At 47.4% G+C, this 20,883-nt stretch carries 19 protein-coding genes, 1 tRNA gene and 1 other RNA gene; 12 read left to right on the top strand and 9 right to left on the bottom strand.

Annotated features, from left to right (window positions below):
• Positions 1-109: 109 nt before the first annotated feature.
• The 4 genes from FC814_RS09745 to FC814_RS09760 all read right to left on the bottom strand — a co-directional run bounded on the left by FC814_RS09745 (position 110) and on the right by FC814_RS09760 (position 1,878).
• Positions 110-239: non-coding RNA, RtT sRNA (locus FC814_RS09745), on the bottom strand.
• A 44-nt stretch (positions 240-283) separates the two neighbouring features.
• Positions 284-368: transfer RNA gene (locus tag FC814_RS09750), tRNA-Tyr, on the bottom strand.
• Between the two features lie 159 nt (positions 369-527).
• Positions 528-1,370 (bottom strand): formyltetrahydrofolate deformylase, encoded by an 843-nt coding sequence (gene purU, locus FC814_RS09755; RefSeq protein WP_000555850.1) that lies wholly within the window; start codon positions 1,368-1,370, stop codon positions 528-530.
• A gap of 49 nt (positions 1,371-1,419) precedes the next feature.
• Entirely contained in the window at positions 1,420-1,878 is a 459-nt protein-coding gene (locus tag FC814_RS09760) for a YchJ family protein (protein WP_137325874.1), read from the bottom strand.
• 112 nt (positions 1,879-1,990) lie between these two features.
• On the opposite strand from FC814_RS09760, the gene rssA reads away from it, so the two are divergent.
• The 3 genes from rssA (at position 1,991) to galU (ending at position 5,112) form a co-directional block, all read left to right on the top strand.
• Positions 1,991-2,902, top strand: a complete 912-nt coding sequence (gene rssA / locus FC814_RS09765) for a patatin-like phospholipase RssA (protein WP_010344798.1) — start codon at positions 1,991-1,993, stop codon at positions 2,900-2,902.
• Positions 2,903-2,988: 86 nt separating this feature from the next.
• Positions 2,989-4,002: a two-component system response regulator RssB gene (gene rssB, locus FC814_RS09770; protein ID WP_000193438.1), complete on the top strand. Its 1,014-nt coding sequence runs from the start codon at positions 2,989-2,991 to the stop codon at positions 4,000-4,002.
• A gap of 201 nt (positions 4,003-4,203) precedes the next feature.
• Positions 4,204-5,112, top strand: a complete 909-nt coding sequence (gene galU / locus FC814_RS09775; protein ID WP_000718987.1) for a UTP--glucose-1-phosphate uridylyltransferase GalU — start codon at positions 4,204-4,206, stop codon at positions 5,110-5,112.
• Between the two features lie 146 nt (positions 5,113-5,258).
• On the opposite strand, the gene hns is transcribed toward galU, so the two are convergent.
• Positions 5,259-5,669, bottom strand: coding sequence for a histone-like nucleoid-structuring protein H-NS (gene hns, locus FC814_RS09780; RefSeq protein ID WP_001287384.1), 411 nt, complete (start codon positions 5,667-5,669; stop codon positions 5,259-5,261).
• Between the two features lie 602 nt (positions 5,670-6,271).
• Here hns and tdk point away from each other — a divergent pair.
• On the top strand, positions 6,272-6,889 hold the full coding sequence (gene tdk / locus FC814_RS09785) for a thymidine kinase (RefSeq protein WP_024165082.1): 618 nt from the start codon (positions 6,272-6,274) through the stop codon (positions 6,887-6,889).
• Between the two features lie 302 nt (positions 6,890-7,191).
• On the opposite strand, the gene adhE is transcribed toward tdk, so the two are convergent.
• Entirely contained in the window at positions 7,192-9,864 is a 2,673-nt protein-coding gene (gene adhE, locus FC814_RS09790; RefSeq protein ID WP_137325875.1) for a bifunctional acetaldehyde-CoA/alcohol dehydrogenase, read from the bottom strand.
• A 479-nt stretch (positions 9,865-10,343) separates the two neighbouring features.
• On the opposite strand from adhE, the gene ychE reads away from it, so the two are divergent.
• The 7 genes from ychE to oppF all read left to right on the top strand — a co-directional run bounded on the left by ychE (position 10,344) and on the right by oppF (position 17,312).
• Positions 10,344-10,991: an NAAT family transporter YchE gene (gene ychE, locus FC814_RS09795; RefSeq protein WP_000616769.1), complete on the top strand. Its 648-nt coding sequence runs from the start codon at positions 10,344-10,346 to the stop codon at positions 10,989-10,991.
• 291 nt (positions 10,992-11,282) lie between these two features.
• Complete coding sequence (locus tag FC814_RS09805; protein ID WP_137325876.1) at positions 11,283-11,498, top strand: hypothetical protein; 216 nt, start codon at positions 11,283-11,285, stop codon at positions 11,496-11,498.
• 228 nt (positions 11,499-11,726) lie between these two features.
• On the top strand, positions 11,727-13,358 hold the full coding sequence (gene oppA / locus FC814_RS09810) for an oligopeptide ABC transporter substrate-binding protein OppA (RefSeq protein ID WP_137325877.1): 1,632 nt from the start codon (positions 11,727-11,729) through the stop codon (positions 13,356-13,358).
• Between the two features lie 84 nt (positions 13,359-13,442).
• Positions 13,443-14,363: an oligopeptide ABC transporter permease OppB gene (oppB, locus tag FC814_RS09815; protein WP_000911117.1), complete on the top strand. Its 921-nt coding sequence runs from the start codon at positions 13,443-13,445 to the stop codon at positions 14,361-14,363.
• A 14-nt stretch (positions 14,364-14,377) separates the two neighbouring features.
• Complete coding sequence (gene oppC / locus FC814_RS09820) at positions 14,378-15,286, top strand: oligopeptide ABC transporter permease OppC (RefSeq protein WP_000979659.1); 909 nt, start codon at positions 14,378-14,380, stop codon at positions 15,284-15,286.
• An 11-nt stretch (positions 15,287-15,297) separates the two neighbouring features.
• Complete coding sequence (gene oppD / locus FC814_RS09825) at positions 15,298-16,311, top strand: murein tripeptide/oligopeptide ABC transporter ATP-binding protein OppD (protein WP_000110959.1); 1,014 nt, start codon at positions 15,298-15,300, stop codon at positions 16,309-16,311.
• The gene (oppF, locus tag FC814_RS09830) at positions 16,308-17,312 is read left to right on the top strand and encodes a murein tripeptide/oligopeptide ABC transporter ATP-binding protein OppF (protein WP_000994883.1); all 1,005 of its coding nucleotides are present in this window, start codon (positions 16,308-16,310) and stop codon (positions 17,310-17,312) included. Before oppD ends, oppF begins: the two co-directional genes overlap by 4 nt.
• Positions 17,313-17,363: 51 nt before the next feature.
• Here the strand turns inward: oppF and FC814_RS09835 are convergent, their stop codons facing one another.
• Both FC814_RS09835 and cls read right to left on the bottom strand, forming a co-directional pair.
• On the bottom strand, positions 17,364-17,693 hold the full coding sequence (locus tag FC814_RS09835; protein ID WP_000366958.1) for an HI1450 family dsDNA-mimic protein: 330 nt from the start codon (positions 17,691-17,693) through the stop codon (positions 17,364-17,366).
• 34 nt (positions 17,694-17,727) lie between these two features.
• Positions 17,728-19,188, bottom strand: coding sequence for a cardiolipin synthase (gene cls, locus FC814_RS09840; RefSeq protein WP_000214525.1), 1,461 nt, complete (start codon positions 19,186-19,188; stop codon positions 17,728-17,730).
• Positions 19,189-19,330: 142 nt separating this feature from the next.
• On the opposite strand from cls, the gene FC814_RS09845 reads away from it, so the two are divergent.
• Positions 19,331-19,504 carry a YciY family protein gene (locus FC814_RS09845; protein WP_001309467.1) on the top strand — a complete coding sequence of 58 codons (174 nt, stop codon included), beginning with the start codon at positions 19,331-19,333 and terminating at the stop codon, positions 19,502-19,504.
• Between the two features lie 53 nt (positions 19,505-19,557).
• Here FC814_RS09845 and kch read toward each other — a convergent pair whose 3' ends face one another.
• Positions 19,558-20,805 (bottom strand): voltage-gated potassium channel protein, encoded by a 1,248-nt coding sequence (gene kch / locus FC814_RS09850; protein WP_024212520.1) that lies wholly within the window; start codon positions 20,803-20,805, stop codon positions 19,558-19,560.
• Positions 20,806-20,883 lie beyond the last annotated feature (78 nt).

Genomic DNA, 20,883 nt, shown 5'->3' on the forward strand with positions numbered 1-20,883 from the left:
GGGAAGGATTCGAACCTTCGAAGTCGATGACGGCAGATTTACAGTCTGCTCCCTTTGGCCGCTCGGGAACCCCACCAGGGGAAAATCAAATTGTAGGTAATGCTGAAGATGGTGTGGGGGAAGGATTATTCGTCGCTTCGCTCCTCACCCTTTGGGTCGTTGCCTGCGGCAACGTTCTCTCGCTTTCGCTCGAGTCGAACCTTAATCGAAGGTTCTCACCCTTCCTCGATGAGTGCAAAGATTAACAATCTCACCGAAGTTACCACATCGCTGTGGTGAATAATGGTGGTGGGGGAAGGATTCGAACCTTCGAAGTCGATGACGGCAGATTTACAGTCTGCTCCCTTTGGCCGCTCGGGAACCCCACCACGGGGCAATACTTTTTACTGGCCTGCTCCCTCATTGGGAGGCGGGGCGCATCATACCAAATGACACGCTGCTGTAAAGCGTTACGTTGAGAAAAAAGAACTGGTTGCGTAATTTTCATCCGTAACGGATTAAAGGCAACCAGTTCTTTTTGCTGGCGATTAAAGAATAATCGTCCGGTTACCGTAAACAAACACACGTTGCGCCAAAACCTGGTAAAGGGCGCGGCTTAATACGTTTTTCTCGACGTCACGACCTGCCCGCATCATATCTTCGGCTGTATAAGTGTGATCCACATGAATAACGTCCTGCATAATGATTGGACCTTCATCCAGATTGTCATTTACATAGTGTGCCGTTGCGCCAATTATCTTCACGCCGCGTTCATAGGCCTGATGATACGGACGTGCCCCAATAAACGCTGGCAGGAATGAGTGGTGAATATTGATAATTTTATTCGGGAAGCGCGCCACAAATTCCGGCGTTAATACGCGCATATACTTCGCCAGCACAACGTAATCAGGCTGATAAGCATCAATGGCATCCGCCATCTTTTGATCGTGCTCGTTGCGACTTAATCCTTCATGGCTGACCAGTTCAAATGGAATATCAAAACGTTCAACCAGCGAGCGCAAGGTATCGTGGTTGCCGATGACTGCCGCGATTTCCACATCCAGTCCACCGTAATTGGCTTTCATCAGCAGATCGCCAAGGCAATGCGCTTCTTTAGTGACCAGAATGACTATCCGGCGACGACCGGCGGGATTTAGTTCGCGCACAGAGCCTTCCGGCAATGCGCTATCGAGATCCGCCAGCAGGGTCGAATCATTAAAAATGCCTTCCAGTTCCGTGCGCATAAAAAAGCGTCCGGTACGATGATCAACAAATTCATTGTTCTGCACGATATTTAACTCGTGCTTGTAGCAAATATTCGTAATGCGCGCGATCAGACCTTTTTGATCCGGACAAATAGTACGCAGAACTTTTCGTTGGAGTGAGTGCATTGCTGGAAAAACCTTGTTGAGAGTGTTTGCTAAACCGTACCGTCAACCATTATTGGCCGCAGCACTTTTTAAATTTTTTACCTGAACCACAAGGGCAGGGATCGTTGCGGCCAAACTGTGGACGTGTACCGTCAATATAGTACCACTGACCGTTTTCTTTCAAAAATCGCGAACGTTCAATTATCGCTCCTGTTTTACCCTGTTCGGCAAATCGAGCAACGAAGCTAACAAAACCTACGTTATCTCCTTCGTGATATGAACGCTCAAATACGGTCAGCCCTAACCATTCGGTATGCGCAAATCCGGCAATCAATTCGGCACGTAACGCCGCTGCGCCACAGGACGGATGCCAGGTCTTCATTAAATAATCTGCGTCCTGCATCACAAAAGCGCAGTAACGCGAACGCATGAGATGTTCTGGATCAGGTGCGACCTTTTCACCAGACACATAACGGTGGCAACATAGGCTATACTCGACAGCACTACCACAGGGACAAAGCTCAGACACAAATAATCTCCCTGGAAACAATAACGGCGTATTAATCGCCTGCGTAGCACTATGTTAACCGAGCAGTAGCGATGTGGCTACGGCTGCATTCCAGGGGAAGCCTTCAGGAACAATGAGAAAGATAAAAATAGGGCTGGCGCTAGGATCTGGCGCGGCGCGAGGATGGTCGCATATTGGCGTCATTAACGCGCTTAAAAAAATGGGCATTGAAATAGATATCGTCGCTGGATGTTCAATCGGTTCGCTGGTGGGCGCTGCTTTTGCATGCGATCGCCTGACCGCGCTTGAACAGTGGGTTACCTCTTTTAGCTATTGGGATGTTTTACGGCTGATGGATCTTTCCTGGCAGCGTGGTGGATTGTTGCGCGGTGAGCGTGTGTTCAACCAGTACCGCGAAATAATGCCGGAAACAGAGATCGAAAATTGTTCACGCCGTTTCGCTGCGGTTGCCACTAATTTAAGCACGGGGCGAGAACTCTGGTTTACCGAAGGCGACCTCCATCTTGCTATTCGTGCATCATGCAGCATCCCCGGCCTGATGGCGCCGGTCGCTCATAACGGCTATTGGCTGGTTGATGGCGCAGTTGTTAATCCGATTCCTATTTCCCTCACGCGTGCGATGGGCGCTGATATTGTGATTGCGGTCGATCTGCAGCACGATGCTCATTTAATGCAACAAGATCTCCTTTCATTTAATGTCAGTGAAGATAATGGCGAGAACGACGATCCTCTCCCGTGGCATGCGCGTCTGAAAGAACGATTAGGCAGTATAACGGCACGTCGGGCAGTGACTGCGCCAACCGCAACAGAGATTATGACCACGTCTATCCAGGTGCTGGAAAACCGTCTTAAACGAAACCGTATGGCTGGGGATCCGCCTGATATTCTGATTCAACCTTTATGCCCGCAGATATCCACTCTGGATTTTCATCGTGCAAATGCTGCCATTGCGGCAGGACAATTAGCGGTAGAGAAGAAAATGGATGAACTTTTACCGCTGGTTCGAACCAACGTTTTGACCTGATTTTTTATCTACACTTAAGTTAATTCTGACAGGCACTGATGGCAATAGCATGTCACTATTGAATAAAGCCAGTCAGGGGAGAGAACATGACGCAGCCATTGGTCGGAAAACAGATTCTCATAGTTGAAGATGAGCCAGTCTTTCGCTCGCTTCTGGATTCATGGTTTTCCTCATTGGGAGCAACAACAGTACTGGCGGCTGATGGGGTGGATGCCCTTGAGCTACTGGGAGGTTTTACACCCGATCTGATGATATGTGATATTGCAATGCCAAGAATGAACGGCTTAAAACTGCTGGAACATATACGCAACCGGGGAGACCAAACCCCGGTTCTGGTGATTTCTGCTACGGAAAATATGGCAGATATTGCGAAAGCATTACGGCTGGGTGTGGAAGATGTTTTGCTGAAACCAGTTAAAGATCTTAATCGCTTGCGTGAGATGGTTTTTGCTTGCCTGTATCCCAGCATGTTTAACTCCAGGGTTGAGGAAGAAGAAAGGCTTTTTCGCGATTGGGATGCAATGGTCGATAATCCGACAGCCGCCGCGAAATTATTGCAAGAATTACAACCACCGGTTCAGCAGGAGATTTCCCATTGTCGGGTTAATTATCGCCAACTCGTTGCTGTTGATAAACCTGGTCTGGTACTTGATATTGCTGCACTTTCGGAAAACGATCTGGCTTTTTATTGCCTTGATGTAACCCGTGCTGGACATAATGGCGTCCTTGCAGCCTTGTTATTACGTGCGTTGTTTAATGGCTTATTACAGGAACAGCTTGCGCACCAGAATCAACCTTTGCCTGAGTTAGGCGCGTTATTGAAGCAGGTAAACCATTTACTACGCCAGGCCAATCTGCCCGGTCAATTTCCTCTATTAGTCGGCTATTATCATCGTGAATTAAAAAATCTCATTCTGGTATCCGCAGGCTTGAATGCGACGTTGAATGCGGGTGAACACCAGATTCAAATCAGTAATGGCGTTCCGTTAGGAACATTAGGCAACACTTATTTGAATCAATTGAGTCAGAGATGTGATGCCTGGCAATGCCAAATTTGGGGCGCTGGTGGAAGGCTACGTTTGATGCTGTCTGCGAATTGAGCAAACGATAATTTGGGATAAAATTGCATTACCTGCTAATGTCTGCTGGTGGTACTATCGTCGCCATTCGTATAAGTAATTGTCTTAATTATGTTAACTCGCTTCCTTTTCGGAACCAGGCGTCGCCAGGGTACTGATATACTGGGATGTGATACAGAAATATGAACACGTTCAATACACGAACAGTCCAGGAGAATTTAAATGGCTGCCATTAACACGAAAGTCAAAAAAGCCGTTATCCCCGTAGCGGGATTAGGAACCAGGATGTTGCCGGCGACGAAAGCTATCCCGAAAGAGATGCTACCGCTTGTCGATAAGCCATTAATTCAATACGTCGTGAATGAATGTATTGCGGCGGGTATTACTGAAATTGTGCTGGTGACTCACTCATCGAAAAACTCTATTGAAAACCACTTTGATACCAGTTTTGAACTGGAAGCAATGCTGGAAAAACGTGTAAAACGTCAGCTGCTTGATGAAGTGCAGTCTATTTGCCCGCCGCACGTGACTATTATGCAAGTTCGTCAGGGGCTGGCGAAAGGTTTAGGGCACGCAGTATTGTGTGCTCACCCGGTAGTTGGTGATGAACCTGTGGCTGTTATTTTGCCTGACGTTATTCTGGATGAATATGAATCCGATTTGTCGCAGGATAACCTCGCAGAGATGATCCGCCGCTTTGATGAAACTGGCCATAGTCAGATCATGGTTGAGCCTGTTGCTGATGTGACTGCATACGGTGTTGTGGATTGCAAAGGTGTGGATTTAGCGCCTGGTGAAAGTGTACCGATGGTCGGTGTAGTAGAAAAACCGAAAGCAGATGTTGCACCGTCTAATCTCGCTATTGTTGGTCGTTACGTACTTAGCGCCGATATTTGGCCGCTGCTGGCAAAAACTCCTCCGGGAGCAGGCGATGAAATTCAACTTACCGATGCTATTGATATGCTGATCGAAAAAGAAACGGTTGAAGCCTATCACATGAAAGGGAAGAGCCATGACTGCGGTAATAAATTAGGTTACATGCAGGCTTTCGTTGAATACGGTATTCGTCACAACTCGCTGGGTGCTGAATTTAAAGCCTGGCTTGAAGAAGAGATGGGCATTAAGAAGTAACACCAATAGCGGTGTTTTCTACGAAACGGCATTGAGTTATCAATGCCGTTTTTTTATAGCTTATTCTTATTGGATAGTCTTAAAACGGACAATAAAAAATCCCGCCAATGGCGGGATTTTAAGCGAGCGTAATCTAAAAAAGATTATTACTTGATCAGGAAATCGTCGAGGGATTTACCTTGCTCATCCATTGCTTTTTTGATTACAGCCGGAGTACGACCCTGACCAGTCCAGGTTTTGGTTTCGCCGTTCTCGTCAACGTAGCTATATTTAGCTGGACGCTGTGCGCGTTTAGCTTTGGTGCCAGATTTAACAGCAGCCATGCTATTCAGCAGTTCGTTCGGGTCGATACCGTCAGCGATCAGCATTTCACGATATTGTTGCAGTTTACGAGTGCGTTCTTCAACTTCAGCAGCAGCCGCACTTTCTTCTTCGCGACGCTCGTTAACAACTACTTCTAATTTTTCCAGCATTTCTTCCAGCGTTTCAAGTGTACATTCTCTTGCTTGCGCACGAAGAGTACGGATGTTGTTCAGAATTTTAAGTGCTTCGCTCATTGTAGTAATCTCAAACTTATATTGGGGTGGTTTGTTGAGGTAATAATAGAGCCTTAAATTCAGTTGTGCAATAGCCAGGAATGTAAGGAATTCAAAATTGTTCTTTATTTTGTGCCGCCAATAAATATCTTTTCATAAAATTAGCCAGAAAAGATGCGGCATATAGCCCTATTTGTACCGATGATTTCGCATCATCTAAGGTTAAAACTTCCTGATTCATGTCACATTTTATGTAGGGATTAACACGCGCTGACGTCTTTTACTCTTCGGTATTAGTCATGTTTACAAAAAATCCGCTATTAAGAGAATGATGAAAAGAAGAACAGTCGCAATAAGTGCAGGGACTTCGTATTGCCGTATCCTGGAGGTCAACAGAGGGTTATTACTTGTGCAACAAGTTAAAGATTGTGAATAGTTACCAGGAGTCATTTACGCGGTTATAACAAGCAATACAGACACAATGATAGCTCTGAAGGATTATGTCATCCTTCTTAAGGAATGATGTATATACGCTCTTCTGCGTGTACTGTTGCGCTGTAAAACTGGCGAATTATGATAAACTTCAGCCAACTTTATTTCATATCATTGAGGGCCTGTGGCTGATGGCACAGCTATATTTCTACTATTCCGCAATGAACGCGGGTAAGTCTACGGCATTGCTGCAATCTTCATACAATTACCAGGAACGCGGTATGCGGACTGTCGTATATACGGCGGAAATTGACGATCGTTTCGGGGCAGGGAAAGTCAGCTCGCGTATAGGTTTGTCATCTCCGGCAAAATTATTTAACCAAAATTCATCATTATTTGATGAGATTCGTGCGGAACATGAACAACAGGCAATTCATTGTGTACTGGTTGATGAATGCCAGTTTTTAACCAGACAACAAGTATATGAATTATCGGAGGTTGTCGATCAACTCGATATACCCGTACTTTGTTATGGCTTACGTACAGATTTTCGCGGTGAATTATTTACCGGCAGTCAATACTTACTGGCATGGTCAGACAAACTGGTCGAATTAAAAACTATTTGCTTTTGTGGTCGTAAAGCAAGCATGGTGCTACGTCTTGATCAAGCGGGTAGGCCTTATAACGAAGGCGAACAGGTGGTTATTGGTGGTAATGAGCGTTACGTCTCGGTTTGCCGTAAACACTATAAAGAAGCGTTAGAAGTCGGTTCTTTGACGGCTATTCAAGAAAGACATCAACACGATTAATAAGATTTTCTTTACTGACAGGATGAATCGAGGCCTTTATCCTGTCAGTTCGTTTTACTAACTTCTTCCGAACCATAATTCTTTCTCTGCTCCTAACCATCGCTAAAACGTAACAGAACGATTTAGTGCTTCGTCATCTACGATGTTGAGTCATTTTCAGGTTATCGCGGTTAGTGCGCATTAGATAACAGTATATATGAGCATACTAATGCAGTTGGGTTATTTGGCTTTGTATAGCGTGTAGCGAAAACAAAAAAACGGCCCCAAAAGGGACCGTTTATGAGGATGTACAGAGTTACTGATTAAGCGGATTTCTTCGCTTTTTTCTCTGCTTTAGCTGGAGCTGCTTCCTTTGCTGCTGGTGCTCCTTCTACGTAATCACGACCATAGTAGGTATCCAGCAGAATCTGTTTCAGCTCGGAGATCAGCGGGTAACGCGGGTTAGCGCCGGTGCACTGGTCATCGAATGCATCTTCAGACAGTTTATCTACGTTCGCCAGGAAGTCAGCTTCCTGAACGCCAGCCTCACGGATAGATTTCGGAATACCCAGTTCTGCTTTCAGCGTTTCCAGCCATGCCAGCAGTTTCTCGATCTTCGCAGCAGTACGGTCACCCGGTGCGCTCAGACCCAGATGGTCTGCGATTTCAGCATAACGACGACGAGCCTGTGGACGATCGTACTGGCTGAATGCAGTCTGCTTGGTCGGGTTGTCATTCGCGTTGTAGCGGATAACGTTACAAATCAGCAGGGCGTTGGCCAGACCGTGCGGAATATGGAACTGGGAGCCCAGTTTGTGCGCCATTGAGTGACATACACCCAGGAAGGCGTTCGCAAACGCGATACCGGCGATAGTAGCTGCACTGTGAACACGTTCACGCGCTACCGGGTTTTTAGCCCCTTCGTGGTAAGACGCTGGCAGATATTCTTTGAGCAGTTTCAGCGCCTGCAGAGCCTGACCATCAGAGAACTCAGATGCCAGTACAGAAACATAAGCTTCCATGGCGTGAGTGACTGCGTCCAGACCACCGAAAGCACACAGGGACTTCGGCATATCCATAACCAGGTTGGCGTCAACAATCGCCATATCCGGGGTCAGTGCATAGTCTGCCAGCGGATATTTCTGACCTGTTGCATCGTCGGTTACAACCGCAAACGGAGTCACTTCAGAACCCGTACCGGAAGTGGTGGTGACGGCGATCATTTTCGCTTTCACGCCCATTTTCGGGAACTTGTAGATACGTTTACGGATATCCATAAAGCGCAGCGCCAGTTCTTCAAAGTGGGTTTCCGGATGCTCGTACATAACCCACATGATTTTCGCGGCGTCCATCGGGGAACCACCACCCAGCGCGATGATCACGTCTGGCTTGAAGGAGTTTGCCAGTTCTGCACCTTTACGAACGATGCTCAGTGTCGGGTCAGCTTCAACTTCAAAGAAGACTTCTGTTTCAACGCCGGCAGCTTTCAGTACAGAAGTAATCTGGTCGGCATAACCGTTGTTGAACAGGAAGCGGTCAGTCACGATGAGCGCACGTTTGTAGCCATCAGTAATCACTTCATCCAGCGCGATTGGCAGTGAGCCACGGCGGAAGTAGATAGATTTCGGAAGTTTGTGCCACAACATGTTTTCAGCTCGCTTAGCAACGGTTTTCTTGTTGATCAAGTGTTTCGGACCAACGTTTTCAGAGATGGAGTTACCACCCCAGGAACCACAACCCAGAGTCAGGGAAGGTGCGAGTTTGAAGTTATACAGGTCACCGATACCACCCTGAGAAGCCGGGGTGTTGATCAGGATACGGGCAGTTTTCATTTTCTGACCGAAGTAGGCAACGCGTGCCGGTTGGTTATCCTGGTCGGTGTACAGGCAAGAGGTATGACCGATACCGCCCATGGCAACCAGTTTCTCTGCTTTCTCTACCGCGTCTTCGAAATCTTTTGCACGGTACATTGCCAGCGTCGGGGACAGTTTTTCATGTGCGAACGGTTCGCTTTCATCAACAACGGTCACTTCACCAATCAGAATCTTAGTGTTTTCTGGTACAGAGAAGCCCGCCAGTTCAGCAATTTTATAAGCCGGTTGACCAACGATAGCTGCGTTCAGTGCGCCGTTTTTCAGGATAACGTCCTGAACGGCTTTCAGCTCTTTACCCTGCAGCATGTAACCGCCGTGGGTAGCGAAACGTTCACGTACAGCGTCATAAACAGAGTCAACAACAACAACAGACTGTTCAGAAGCACAGATTACGCCGTTGTCGAAGGTTTTGGACATCAATACGGATGCAACTGCACGTTTGATATCTGCGGTTTCATCGATAACAACCGGAGTGTTACCAGCACCTACACCGATTGCCGGTTTACCGGAGCTGTATGCTGCTTTAACCATGCCCGGACCACCAGTCGCGAGGATCAGGTTAATGTCAGGGTGGTGCATCAGCGCGTTGGACAGTTCAACAGAAGGTTGATCGATCCAGCCAATCAGATCTTTCGGTGCACCGGCAGCGATAGCAGCCTGCAGAACGATATCAGCAGCTTTGTTGGTTGCATCTTTTGCACGCGGGTGCGGAGAGAAGATAATAGCGTTACGGGTCTTCAGGCTGATCAGCGATTTGAAGATTGCAGTTGAAGTCGGGTTAGTCGTTGGAACGATACCGCAGATAATACCGATTGGTTCAGCGATAGTGATAGTACCGAAAGTGTCGTCTTCAGACAGAACACCACAGGTTTTTTCATCTTTATAGGCGTTGTAGATATATTCAGAAGCAAAGTGGTTTTTAATTACTTTATCTTCGACGATACCCATGCCGGATTCGGCAACGGCCATTTTCGCGAGTGGGATTCGAGCATCTGCGGCAGCCAGAGCGGCGGCGCGGAAGATTTTATCAACTTGCTCTTGAGTGAAACTGGCATATTCACGCTGGGCTTTTTTTACACGCTCTACGAGTGCGTTAAGTTCAGCGACATTAGTAACAGCCATAATGCTCTCCTGATAATGTTAAACTTTTTTAGTAAATCATCTGCTCGAATACGAGAGTATAGTCAGTGTGGTGATGATTTGCTTAACCTATGAAAATCAAAAGCTTACTCGCGCTCACACTCACTGTGATTTACTAAAAGAGTTTAAACATTAGAGAGACTAATCTCTAATGCGTCACTTCCAGGTGGCGTAAGCAAGATTACTCACTTCTGGGTACTGATTACGTGATCTAGATCAAAATTCCGCAAAGCTGACACCTTTCAGCTCCGCTTTTAGCTATAAAAGCTAATAGTTAATAAATTGTAGTATTTATTGTTGGCTACATTAGCATGTTTTGCACGACTAGATAACAATAATGAATGATAGTAATTTTAAGCGGTTAGGAGGTGAAAAATGCTGCCAAAAGGCGTATTGTCAGCGCGTATTTTTTTACCTTTGCTTATGGCTAACATTATCCGGCTTTTGCTTCGGAGCTAACCGTGATTCAGACACTCTTTGATTTTCCCGTTTACTTTAAATTTTTCATCGGGTTATTTGCGCTGGTTAACCCGGTTGGGATTATCCCCGTGTTCATCAGTATGACCAGCTATCAGACTGCGGCAGCGAGAAACAAAACAAATCTGACTGCCAACCTGTCGGTAGCGATTATCTTGTGGATCTCGCTTTTTCTCGGCGACACGATTCTGCAACTTTTTGGAATATCGATTGATTCGTTCCGCATCGCGGGCGGCATACTGGTGGTTACAATTGCGATGTCGATGATCAGCGGTAAGCTTGGTGAGGATAAACAGAACAAACAAGAGAAATCAGAAACCGCAATTCGAGAAAGCATCGGCGTTGTACCGCTCGCATTGCCTTTGATGGCAGGGCCAGGGGCGATCAGTTCAACTATCGTTTGGGGAACGCGTTATCACAGCATTGGTTATCTGTTCGGCTTTTTTGTGGCAATTGCATTGTTTGCTTTATGTTGCTGGGGCTTATTCCGCATGGCACCCTGGCTGGTGCGAGTTCTGCGCCAGACCGGTATAAACGTGATTACTCGTATTATGGGGCTGCTGCTGATGGCATTAGGGATTGAATTTATTGTTAATGGAATCAAAGGGATTTTCCCTGGTCTGCTCAATTAATTTCTTTCATACGAAACGGAGCCATGGTGCTCCGTTTTTTCGTCATTATTTTTACTTTTGCCCAGCACAGTTATCAAAAGCAAACGAAATAGATAAATATTTTTCCTCATATTACAGCCAGTTATAAGAATATCCTTACCCCGCCATCCTCCTCATCATGTTATTTTCGCGACATCATAATCCTGGGTCTTGCTGAAGAATAATTGAAATGATATTAGTAATTCCACTGCATTTGGCAGAGGAATGTGCTAAATAATGACATTTTGTTAAGTTATTGTATATTTCTCTATCGTGACAGCAACCAGAAAAAACAGACTTGCTTTACGAGGTTTTATTTTATTGTTTTTAAATGGTTTTATTGGCAATCTGATGAAGTCTTTAGATATTGGCGCGGTCAGTAAAAGAGAATTGCTTAACAATTTTGCAAAATGTATTGGCGGGCAAGAAGCGCATTTGATACTTTCCGGCCAACCGTCAGGCGATTTTTTTGGTAATGAGAATAATTAACAATAAAAATTGCTGCATTAAATAGTAAATGTGTCTCGACAGGGGAGATACAGTAGGAACCGACGTAAGGTGGTCGTTCGAATCGCCAGAATAAATAAAGTCGGTGATAGCAAAGCGTAACGATATATCAACCTGGCAGCAGAAAGTCTCCGAATCTGTCCAGGGTCCCAACCCGGGATTACACATGCTGGTTAAAGCCAGTAATTATAATGAGGGAGTCCAAAAACAATGACCAACATCACCAAGAGAAGTTTAGTAGCAGCAGGCGTTCTGGCTGCGCTTATGGCAGGGAATGTTGCGCTGGCGGCTGATGTACCCGCTGGTGTTCAGCTCGCAGAAAAACAAACGCTGGTGCGTAACAATGGTTCTGAAGTTCAGTCATTAGATCCGCACAAAATTGAAGGGGTTCCGGAGTCTAATATCAGTCGCGACCTGTTTGAAGGCTTGCTGGTCAGCGATCTCGATGGTCACCCGGCGCCTGGCGTCGCGGAGTCCTGGGATAATAAAGATGCCAAAGTCTGGACATTCCATCTGCGTAAAGATGCGAAATGGTCCGACGGCACGCCAGTCACTGCGCAGGACTTTGTATACAGTTGGCAACGTTCTGTTGATCCGAACACCGCTTCTCCCTATGCCAGTTATCTACAATATGGGCATATCGCCGGTATTGATGAAATTCTCGAAGGGAAAAAACCGATTACCGATCTCGGCGTGAAAGCCGTCGATGACCACACTTTAGAAGTCACATTAAGTGAGCCTGTTCCGTATTTCTATAAATTACTGGTTCACCCATCGACTTCTCCGGTGCCAAAAGCCGCTATTGAGAAATTCGGCGAGAAATGGACCCAGCCAGGAAATATTGTCACCAACGGTGCCTATACCTTAAAAGATTGGGTCGTTAACGAACGTATCGTTCTTGAGCGCAGCCCGACCTACTGGAACAACGAGAAAACCGTCATTAACCAAGTCACCTATTTGCCGATTGCTTCTGAAGTCACCGATGTTAACCGCTATCGCAGCGGCGAAATCGATATGACCTATAACAACATGCCGATCGAGCTGTTCCAGAAGCTTAAAAAAGAGATCCCGGACGAGGTTCACGTCGATCCGTATTTGTGCACCTACTATTACGAAATTAACAATCAGAAACCGCCATTCAACGACGTGCGTGTGCGTACCGCACTGAAACTGGGTATGGATCGCGATATCATCGTTAATAAAGTGAAAGCACAGGGCGATATGCCCGCCTATGGTTACACTCCTCCTTACACAGATGGTGCAAAATTAACTCAACCGGAATGGTTTGGCTGGAGTCAGGAAAAACGTAACGAAGAAGCGAAAAAGCTGCTGGCTGAAGCGGGCTATACCGCAGACAAACCGTTGACCATTAACCTGCTATATAACACGTCCGATCTGCATAAAAAGCTGGCGATTGCCGCCTCTTCACTGTGGAAGAAAAATATTGGTGTAAACGTCAAACTGGTTAACCAGGAGTGGAAAACCTTCCTCGATACCCGTCACCAGGGAGCTTTTGATGTGGCTCGTGCAGGCTGGTGTGCTGACTATAACGAACCATCATCCTTCCTGAACACCATGCTGTCGAACAGTTCGATGAATACCGCGCATTATAAGAGTCCGGCCTTTGACAGCATTATGGCGGAAACGCTGAAAGCGACTGACGAGGCGCAACGCACTGCGCTGTACACCAAAGCAGAACAGCAGCTGGATAAAGATTCGGCCATTGTTCCGGTTTATTACTATGTGAACGCGCGTCTGGTGAAACCGTGGGTTGGGGGGTATACCGGCAAAGATCCGCTGGATAATACCTACACCAGAAATATGTACATTGTGAAGCACTAATGGCAATACGTGGGGCAGGGGAACTTGCTCCACGGTGTCTGATTTTTATCGCATTATAGAAGGCACTGGCCAGAAGGTACGGCAATGTTAAAATTTATTCTACGTCGCTGTCTGGAAGCGATTCCGACGCTATTTATTCTGATTACTATTTCGTTCTTTATGATGCGTCTGGCGCCAGGAAGTCCGTTCACTGGTGAACGGACGTTACCGCCAGAAGTGATGGCCAATATCGAAGCGAAATATCATCTTAATGATCCGATCATGACACAGTATTTCAGCTACCTGAAACAACTGGCGCATGGCGATTTCGGTCCGTCTTTTAAATATAAAGATTATTCGGTCAATGACCTGGTAGCATCCAGTTTTCCTGTTTCTGCAAAATTGGGGGCAGCCGCGTTTATACTTGCGGTAGTGCTGGGTGTTAGTGCTGGCGTTATTGCCGCATTAAAACAAAACACCAAATGGGACTATACCGTGATGGGGCTGGCAATGACCGGGGTGGTTATCCCCAGTTTTGTGGTTGCGCCATTATTAGTCATGATATTTGCGATCATTTTGCATTGGCTACCAGGCGGTGGCTGGAATGGCGGGGCGCTGAAATTCATGATATTGCCGATGGTGGCATTGTCTCTCGCCTATATCGCCAGTATTGCGCGTATTACCCGTGGTTCGATGATTGAAGTTTTGCATTCCAACTTTATTCGTACTGCCCGCGCGAAAGGTTTACCTATGCGCAGGATCATCCTTCGCCACGCATTAAAACCAGCTCTGCTACCCGTGCTCTCCTATATGGGACCCGCATTTGTCGGCATTATTACCGGTTCTATGGTCATCGAAACCATTTATGGTTTGCCGGGGATCGGGCAATTGTTCGTTAATGGCGCATTGAACCGTGACTATTCATTGGTGTTAAGCCTGACCATTCTGGTTGGTGCATTAACCATTTTGTTTAATGCCATTGTCGATGTGCTATATGCGGTTATCGATCCGAAAATCCGTTACTGATACTGGAGCTCGCGATGATGTTAAGTAAGAAAAACAGCGAGACGCTGGAAAATTTCAGTGAGAAGCTGGAGGTCGAAGGGCGCAGCTTGTGGCAGGACGCACGTCGACGTTTTATGCATAACCGTGCGGCGGTCGCCAGTCTGATAGTGCTGGTACTGATCGCGTTATTTGTTATCCTGGCACCAATGCTTTCGCAGTTTGCCTATGACGATACCGACTGGGCGATGATGTCCAGCGCCCCGGATATGGAATCCGGTCACTACTTTGGTACTGACTCATCTGGCCGCGACTTGCTGGTACGCGTTGCTATTGGTGGACGTATCTCACTCATGGTCGGGGTTGCTGCGGCACTGGTCGCAGTGGTTGTGGGGACACTTTATGGTTCGCTTTCTGGTTATCTTGGCGGCAAAGTGGATTCGGTAATGATGCGTCTGCTGGAAATCCTCAACTCCTTCCCATTCATGTTCTTCGTCATTTTGCTGGTGACCTTTTTCGGTCAAAACATTCTGCTGATTTTTGTAGCGATTGGCATGGTTTCCTGGCTGGATATGGCGCGTATTGTGCGTGGACAAACCCTGAGTCTGAAGCGCAAAGAGTTTATTGAGGCGGCACAAGTTGGCGGTGTATCTACGCCCGGTATTGTTATTCGCCACATTGTGCCGAATGTGCTTGGTGTTGTAGTGGTCTATGCATCGCTACTGGTGCCCAGCATGATCCTCTTTGAATCCTTTTTAAGCTTCCTGGGGCTGGGTACACAAGAGCCGTTAAGCAGCTGGGGCGCATTGCTGAGCGATGGCGCGAACTCGATGGAAGTCTCTCCGTGGTTACTGCTGTTCCCTGCGGGATTCCTCGTGGTGACGCTGTTTTGTTTCAACTTTATCGGCGATGGCTTGCGTGATGCCCTCGACCCGAAAGATCGTTAAGGAGTGCAGCCATGAGCGTAATTGAAACTGCAACTGTGCCGCTCGCACAACAACAGGCTGACGCACTACTGAACGTGAAAGATTTGCGTGTCACCTTTAGTACCCCGGATGGCGACGTCACGGCGGTTAACGATTTGAATTTTTCCCTGCGTGCCGGGGAAACGCTGGGTATCGTTGGTGAATCTGGTTCGGGTAAATCGCAAACCGCGTTTGCCTTAATGGGGCTTCTGGCTGCCAACGGACGTATTGGCGGATCGGCAACCTTCAATGGGCGAGAAATCCTCAATCTTCCAGAGCGAGAACTCAATAAACTGCGCGCTGAACAAATCTCGATGATTTTTCAGGATCCGATGACCTCGTTAAACCCTTATATGCGCGTTGGTGAGCAGTTGATGGAAGTGCTGATGCTGCATAAAAGCATGAGCAAGGCTGAGGCGTTTGAAGAGTCAGTGCGGATGCTCGATGCGGTAAAAATGCCGGAAGCGCGTAAACGCATGAAGATGTTCCCGCATGAATTTTCTGGTGGGATGCGTCAGCGCGTCATGATTGCGATGGCGTTGCTGTGTCGGCCTAAACTGCTGATTGCCGATGAGCCGACAACTGCGCTGGACGTGACCGTACAGGCGCAAATCATGACGCTATTGAATGAACTGAAGCGGGAATTTAATACCGCCATCATTATGATCACCCACGATCTGGGTGTGGTGGCGGGGATCTGTGACAAAGTTCTGGTGATGTACGCCGGGCGCACGATGGAATATGGCAATGCGCGCGATGTCTTTTATCAACCCGTTCATCCTTATTCTATCGGTTTGCTCAATGCGGTGCCGCGTCTCGATGCGGAAGGTGAAACCATGTTGACCATTCCCGGTAATCCGCCAAACCTGCTGCGATTACCAAAAGGTTGCCCGTTCCAGCCACGTTGTCCACATGCGATGGAAATTTGTAGTAGCGCACCGCCGCTGGAAGAGTTTACCCCTGGCCGTCTGCGTGCATGCTTTAAACCGGTGGAGGAACTGTTATGAATGCTGTAACTGAAGGAAGAAAAGTCCTCCTCGAAATCGCTGACCTGAAAGTGCACTTTGAAATCAAAGATGGCAAACAGTGGTTCTGGCAACCCGCAAAAACACTGAAAGCGGTTGATGGTGTCACGCTTCGCTTGTATGAAGGGGAAACATTGGGTGTGGTAGGAGAATCGGGATGCGGTAAGTCCACCTTTGCTCGTGCCATCATCGGTTTGGTCAAGGCTACTGACGGTCGTGTTGCCTGGTTAGGCAAAGAGTTGTTGGGAATGAAGCCCGATGAATGGCGTGCCGTTCGTAGTGATATCCAGATGATTTTTCAGGATCCGCTGGCATCGCTGAACCCGCGTATGACCATCGGTGAGATCATCGCTGAACCGCTGCGCACCTACCATCCGAAAATGTCACGCCAGGAAGTTCGTGAGCGCGTGAAGGCGATGATGATGAAAGTCGGCTTGCTACCCAATCTGATTAACCGTTATCCGCATGAGTTCTCCGGCGGGCAGTGTCAGCGTATCGGGATTGCTCGTGCACTTATTCTTGAACCGAAGCTGATTATCTGCGATGAGCCGGTGTCGGCGCTGGATGTGTCAATTCAGGCCCAGGTAGTCAACCTGCTCCAGCAGTTGCAACGTGAGATGGGATTGTCATTAATCTTTATCGCCCACGATCTGGCCGTGGTAAAACACATTTCCGATCGCGTGCTGGTGATGTATCTCGGACATGCGGTAGAACTGGGGACGTATGATGAGGTCTACCATAATCCGCTGCATCCTTATACCAAAGCATTGATGTCGGCAGTGCCCATTCCTGACCCGGATCTGGAAAAGAACAAATCTATTCAGTTACTGGAAGGGGAATTACCGTCGCCGATCAACCCGCCTTCTGGTTGTGTTTTCCGTACCCGTTGCCCGATTGCCGGTCCTGAGTGTGCCAAAACGCGACCTGTGCTGGAGGGGAGTTTCAGACATGCCGTTTCTTGCCTGAAAGTCGATCCGCTTTAAAACAAAAAGGGCTGACAGCTGTCAGCCCTTTATCACGCCAAAAGCGATTATTTATTCTCGCCAGATAATATGGCAAAGTTTGTGATCTTTTTCGCGACATAACAGAATGCGGGCGAAAATATCGTTAATTTCGCCATCTTCACTGTCCGCCAGGCCAATCACCACTTCGGCAAAAAAGTCCGGGTTTAAATCGAAATCAACATGCTCTTGCCAGTCTTCTGCCGGGTCGAATAACTCCGCACCGCCGCGCTCTTCAAACTGAAGATTGAACAGCAGAACATCAGCCGGATCGAGATTATCTGCGGCCAGTTCGAGAAAAATATCATAGGCCTGTTCAAGTGTTTCATCTTCGGTCAGGCGATTGTTTAAATCCATATCCATAGTCACTACCCGTTTAACATCTGTTGGCCACGTTTTACAGCAACGGGCTGAAGAAGTAAAACAGTCGCTCGGCAACGCGTTGCCAGAGTGGTCGTTTCGCCCACAACCGCGCATCAAGTAAACGTGAGCGCGAAATATAATCGTCCTGAACGGCGGCCAGGTCAGCACCAAAACCTTTATCGTCGATCGCCAGCGTGATTTCAAAGTTCAGCCAAAGACTACGCATATCGAGGTTAACGGTGCCCACCAGACTTAACTCGCCATCGACCAGCACGCTCTTGGTATGCAGCAATCCGCCTTCAAACTGATAAATTTTAACCCCAGCGGCCAGCAGCTCAGTAAAGAACGCGCGGCTGGCCCAGCCAACCAGCATTGAGTCATTTTTACGTGGCAGGATAATACTGACATCAACACCACGTTGCGCTGCCGTGCAAATAGCGTGAAGCAAATCATCGCTGGGCACGAAGTAGGGCGTCGTCATGATCAAATATTCACGCGCCGAATAAGCCGCAGTCAGTAATGCCTGGTGAATCAGGTCTTCCGGGAAGCCGGGGCCAGAAGCAATGGTATGGATCGTATGACCGCTGGCCTGCTCAAACGGCATAATATTGACATCTGGTGGCGGCGGCAGAATACGTTTCCCGGTTTCAATCTCCCAGTCGCAGGAATAAATAATCCCCATCGCGGTGGCGATGGGGCCTTCCATACGCGCCATCAGGTCAATCCATTGTCCTACACCTGCATCCTGTTTGAAGAAGCGCGGATCGACCATATTCATACTGCCGGTATAGGCAATGTAGTTATCGATCATGATCATCTTGCGGTGCTGGCGCAGATCCATACGGCGTAAAAATACGCGCATCAGATTAACTTTTAGGGACTCGACCACTTCGATACCGGCATTACGCATCAGTTCTGGCCACGGACTGCGGAAGAACGCGACGCTACCGGCGGAATCGAGCATCAGTCGGCAATGAATACCGCGTCGGGCTGCAGCCATCAGTGACTCAGCCACCTGATCCGCCATACCGCCGGGTTGCCAGATATAAAACACCATCTCAATATTATGCCGGGCAAGCTGGATGTCGCGGATTAACGCCTGCATCACATCATCAGACTCGGTCATCAGTTGTAGCTGATTTCCTTTGACCCCGGCGATCCCCTGACGACGCTCGCAAAGCTTGAATAACGGGCCGGCGACACTGCTGTTTTCTTCTGCGAAGATATGTTTACAGGCTTTAAGATCGTTAAGCCATTTAGCGGTAGAAGGCCACATCGCTCTGGCGCGTTCGGCACGGCGTTTACCTAAGTGGAGTTCGCCGACTGCAAGATAGGCAATAATTCCGACCAGAGGCAGAATATAAATGATTAACAGCCAGGCCATGGCGGAGGGAACTGCACGTCGTTTCATTAGAATGCGTAATGTTACGCCTGCAATGAGCAACCAGTATCCCAGAATGGCCAACCAACTCACCAACGTATAAACGGTTGTCATAGATTAGAAATCCTTTTGAAAGCGCATTGTTATGAGTTTACGCATATGGATTCATCTGGCAAATAAAAACGCGGGAAAAGCACTAGTCAGCGTCGGGGGCGAGGGTATAATGACCATTCTGTTATTGCATAGAGTAGTTAACATGAAGCGGAGTAGAACGGAAGTGGGACGCTGGCGTATGCAGCGTCAGGCTAGCCGGCGTAAATCGCGTTGGCTTGAGGGGCAGTCTCGCCGAAATATGCGTATCCACAGCATCAGGAAGTGCATTCTAAACAAACAGCGTAACTCGTTATTGTTTGCGATCTACAATATCTGAATGTTCCGGGCACCATTGCGGTGCCCAGCAAGTTTACCTTCAGCCTTTTAAATCTATTTTTGCGCCGATTCATTACTGTCAGTTTTCGTTTCATCGTCATCGCTGAAAATACCATGCCCGGAGTTCAGCAACATTGAGACGAGCATATCATTATTAATCTCTTCACCATTTAAAACCCGCGCCAGAATTTCGCTGCCAAAAAGCTGCGGCGAAAGAATGATGTCCGGATGTACCATTTTAATTTTATTCAGGTTTTTGCTATCGCTGACGGCCAGCACCGTTTTGACATCTTTGCTCATATCTTTGGCTGACAGGACGACAAAAGCGTTATCTGCATCGTTATCACTGAGCGCCAGAATAGCCCGACAGTGATCGATTCCCGCTTTTTTTAATACCGAACTGTCATTGCTGTCACCGGGAATAACATCAGCATTGTCGCCTAATCGTTGCTCAAGTTGTTTGATGTCATCTTCTGGCAAATTGCTGATAACAGTCACGTTTTGTCCGCGTTGATTCAGTTGCAGAATCGTGTTGATTGCCAGAATGGAGTGACCGCAAACAATAAAGTGATCTTTACGATTCATCGTATGCTTGTTTCCTTTCACAAGTTTATTGAATCCTCCTCGGATAAGAGGACCAAAAATAGAGGTCATGGAGGTGGCGAAAACGGTAATGCCGGAAATAATGACTGAAATAGTAAACAGGCGTGCCGATTCAGACACGGGAACGATATCGCCATAGCCCACGGTTGACATAGTTTCTATCGAAAAATAGAAAGCAGTCATCAGGCTCTCTATTCGCGGATTGAAACCCTCACTTAAATACAGCGCGCCGTAGGTGGAGTAAAACAGTAACGTCGTAAAACTAATAAAAGCAAAAATTGTCCCGGCGGCGGCACTACTGTGTGAGAAGTCTTTGCGCAGCACCAGCAGAATCACCAGCGTAAAGATGCAAAAACCAATACTAAATTTCAGCCAGGGATAAAAATGCAAGGTGTAGATCAGCGTAATCAACAACAAAATAATACTGATTGCCCATGCCAGTTTTGCTCGAAATAACAAGCCGATCGAATTCAGAACAAGAAAGACGCCGAGCATAAACAGCGGCGCATTGGCCAGCAAGGAGAGATCAAGTTCCGAAAATGCCTGGATATGGAAAATATCGAGCAGATTGACCGACATACCATAGATTGTTTTAAAAATAAGCAATCCATTTAAAAAGACGGCTAGCGCGATAATATCGTGCCGCAGGGTCACCCATAAATTTACTGCTGTTTGCTTGAATGTAGCCCAGTGACTCACTGATACCTCTGTAACCACAATTTTGTTTAATTATCTCTACGCGTACATAATGTGAGCATACATGCGACGCGTGAATAT

The sequence above is a fragment of the Escherichia sp. MR genome (genome assembly GCF_005280595.1).
Taxonomy (GTDB): domain Bacteria; phylum Pseudomonadota; class Gammaproteobacteria; order Enterobacterales; family Enterobacteriaceae; genus Escherichia; species Escherichia ruysiae.

Coding starts and splice junctions, on each gene's coding strand:
- oppC (WP_000979659.1), top strand. CDS start 14,378: ATGATGTTAAGTAAGAAAAACAGCGAGACGCTGGAAAATTTCAGTGAG.
- hns (WP_001287384.1), bottom strand. CDS start 5,669: ATGAGCGAAGCACTTAAAATTCTGAACAACATCCGTACTCTTCGTGCG.
- tdk (WP_024165082.1), top strand. CDS start 6,272: ATGGCACAGCTATATTTCTACTATTCCGCAATGAACGCGGGTAAGTCT.
- rssA (WP_010344798.1), top strand. CDS start 1,991: ATGAGAAAGATAAAAATAGGGCTGGCGCTAGGATCTGGCGCGGCGCGA.
- oppA (WP_137325877.1), top strand. CDS start 11,727: ATGACCAACATCACCAAGAGAAGTTTAGTAGCAGCAGGCGTTCTGGCT.
- adhE (WP_137325875.1), bottom strand. CDS start 9,864: ATGGCTGTTACTAATGTCGCTGAACTTAACGCACTCGTAGAGCGTGTA.
- FC814_RS09845 (WP_001309467.1), top strand. CDS start 19,331: ATGAAGCGGAGTAGAACGGAAGTGGGACGCTGGCGTATGCAGCGTCAG.
- cls (WP_000214525.1), bottom strand. CDS start 19,188: ATGACAACCGTTTATACGTTGGTGAGTTGGTTGGCCATTCTGGGATAC.
- FC814_RS09835 (WP_000366958.1), bottom strand. CDS start 17,693: ATGGATATGGATTTAAACAATCGCCTGACCGAAGATGAAACACTTGAA.
- rssB (WP_000193438.1), top strand. CDS start 2,989: ATGACGCAGCCATTGGTCGGAAAACAGATTCTCATAGTTGAAGATGAG.
- purU (WP_000555850.1), bottom strand. CDS start 1,370: ATGCACTCACTCCAACGAAAAGTTCTGCGTACTATTTGTCCGGATCAA.
- oppD (WP_000110959.1), top strand. CDS start 15,298: ATGAGCGTAATTGAAACTGCAACTGTGCCGCTCGCACAACAACAGGCT.
- oppF (WP_000994883.1), top strand. CDS start 16,308: ATGAATGCTGTAACTGAAGGAAGAAAAGTCCTCCTCGAAATCGCTGAC.
- galU (WP_000718987.1), top strand. CDS start 4,204: ATGGCTGCCATTAACACGAAAGTCAAAAAAGCCGTTATCCCCGTAGCG.
- oppB (WP_000911117.1), top strand. CDS start 13,443: ATGTTAAAATTTATTCTACGTCGCTGTCTGGAAGCGATTCCGACGCTA.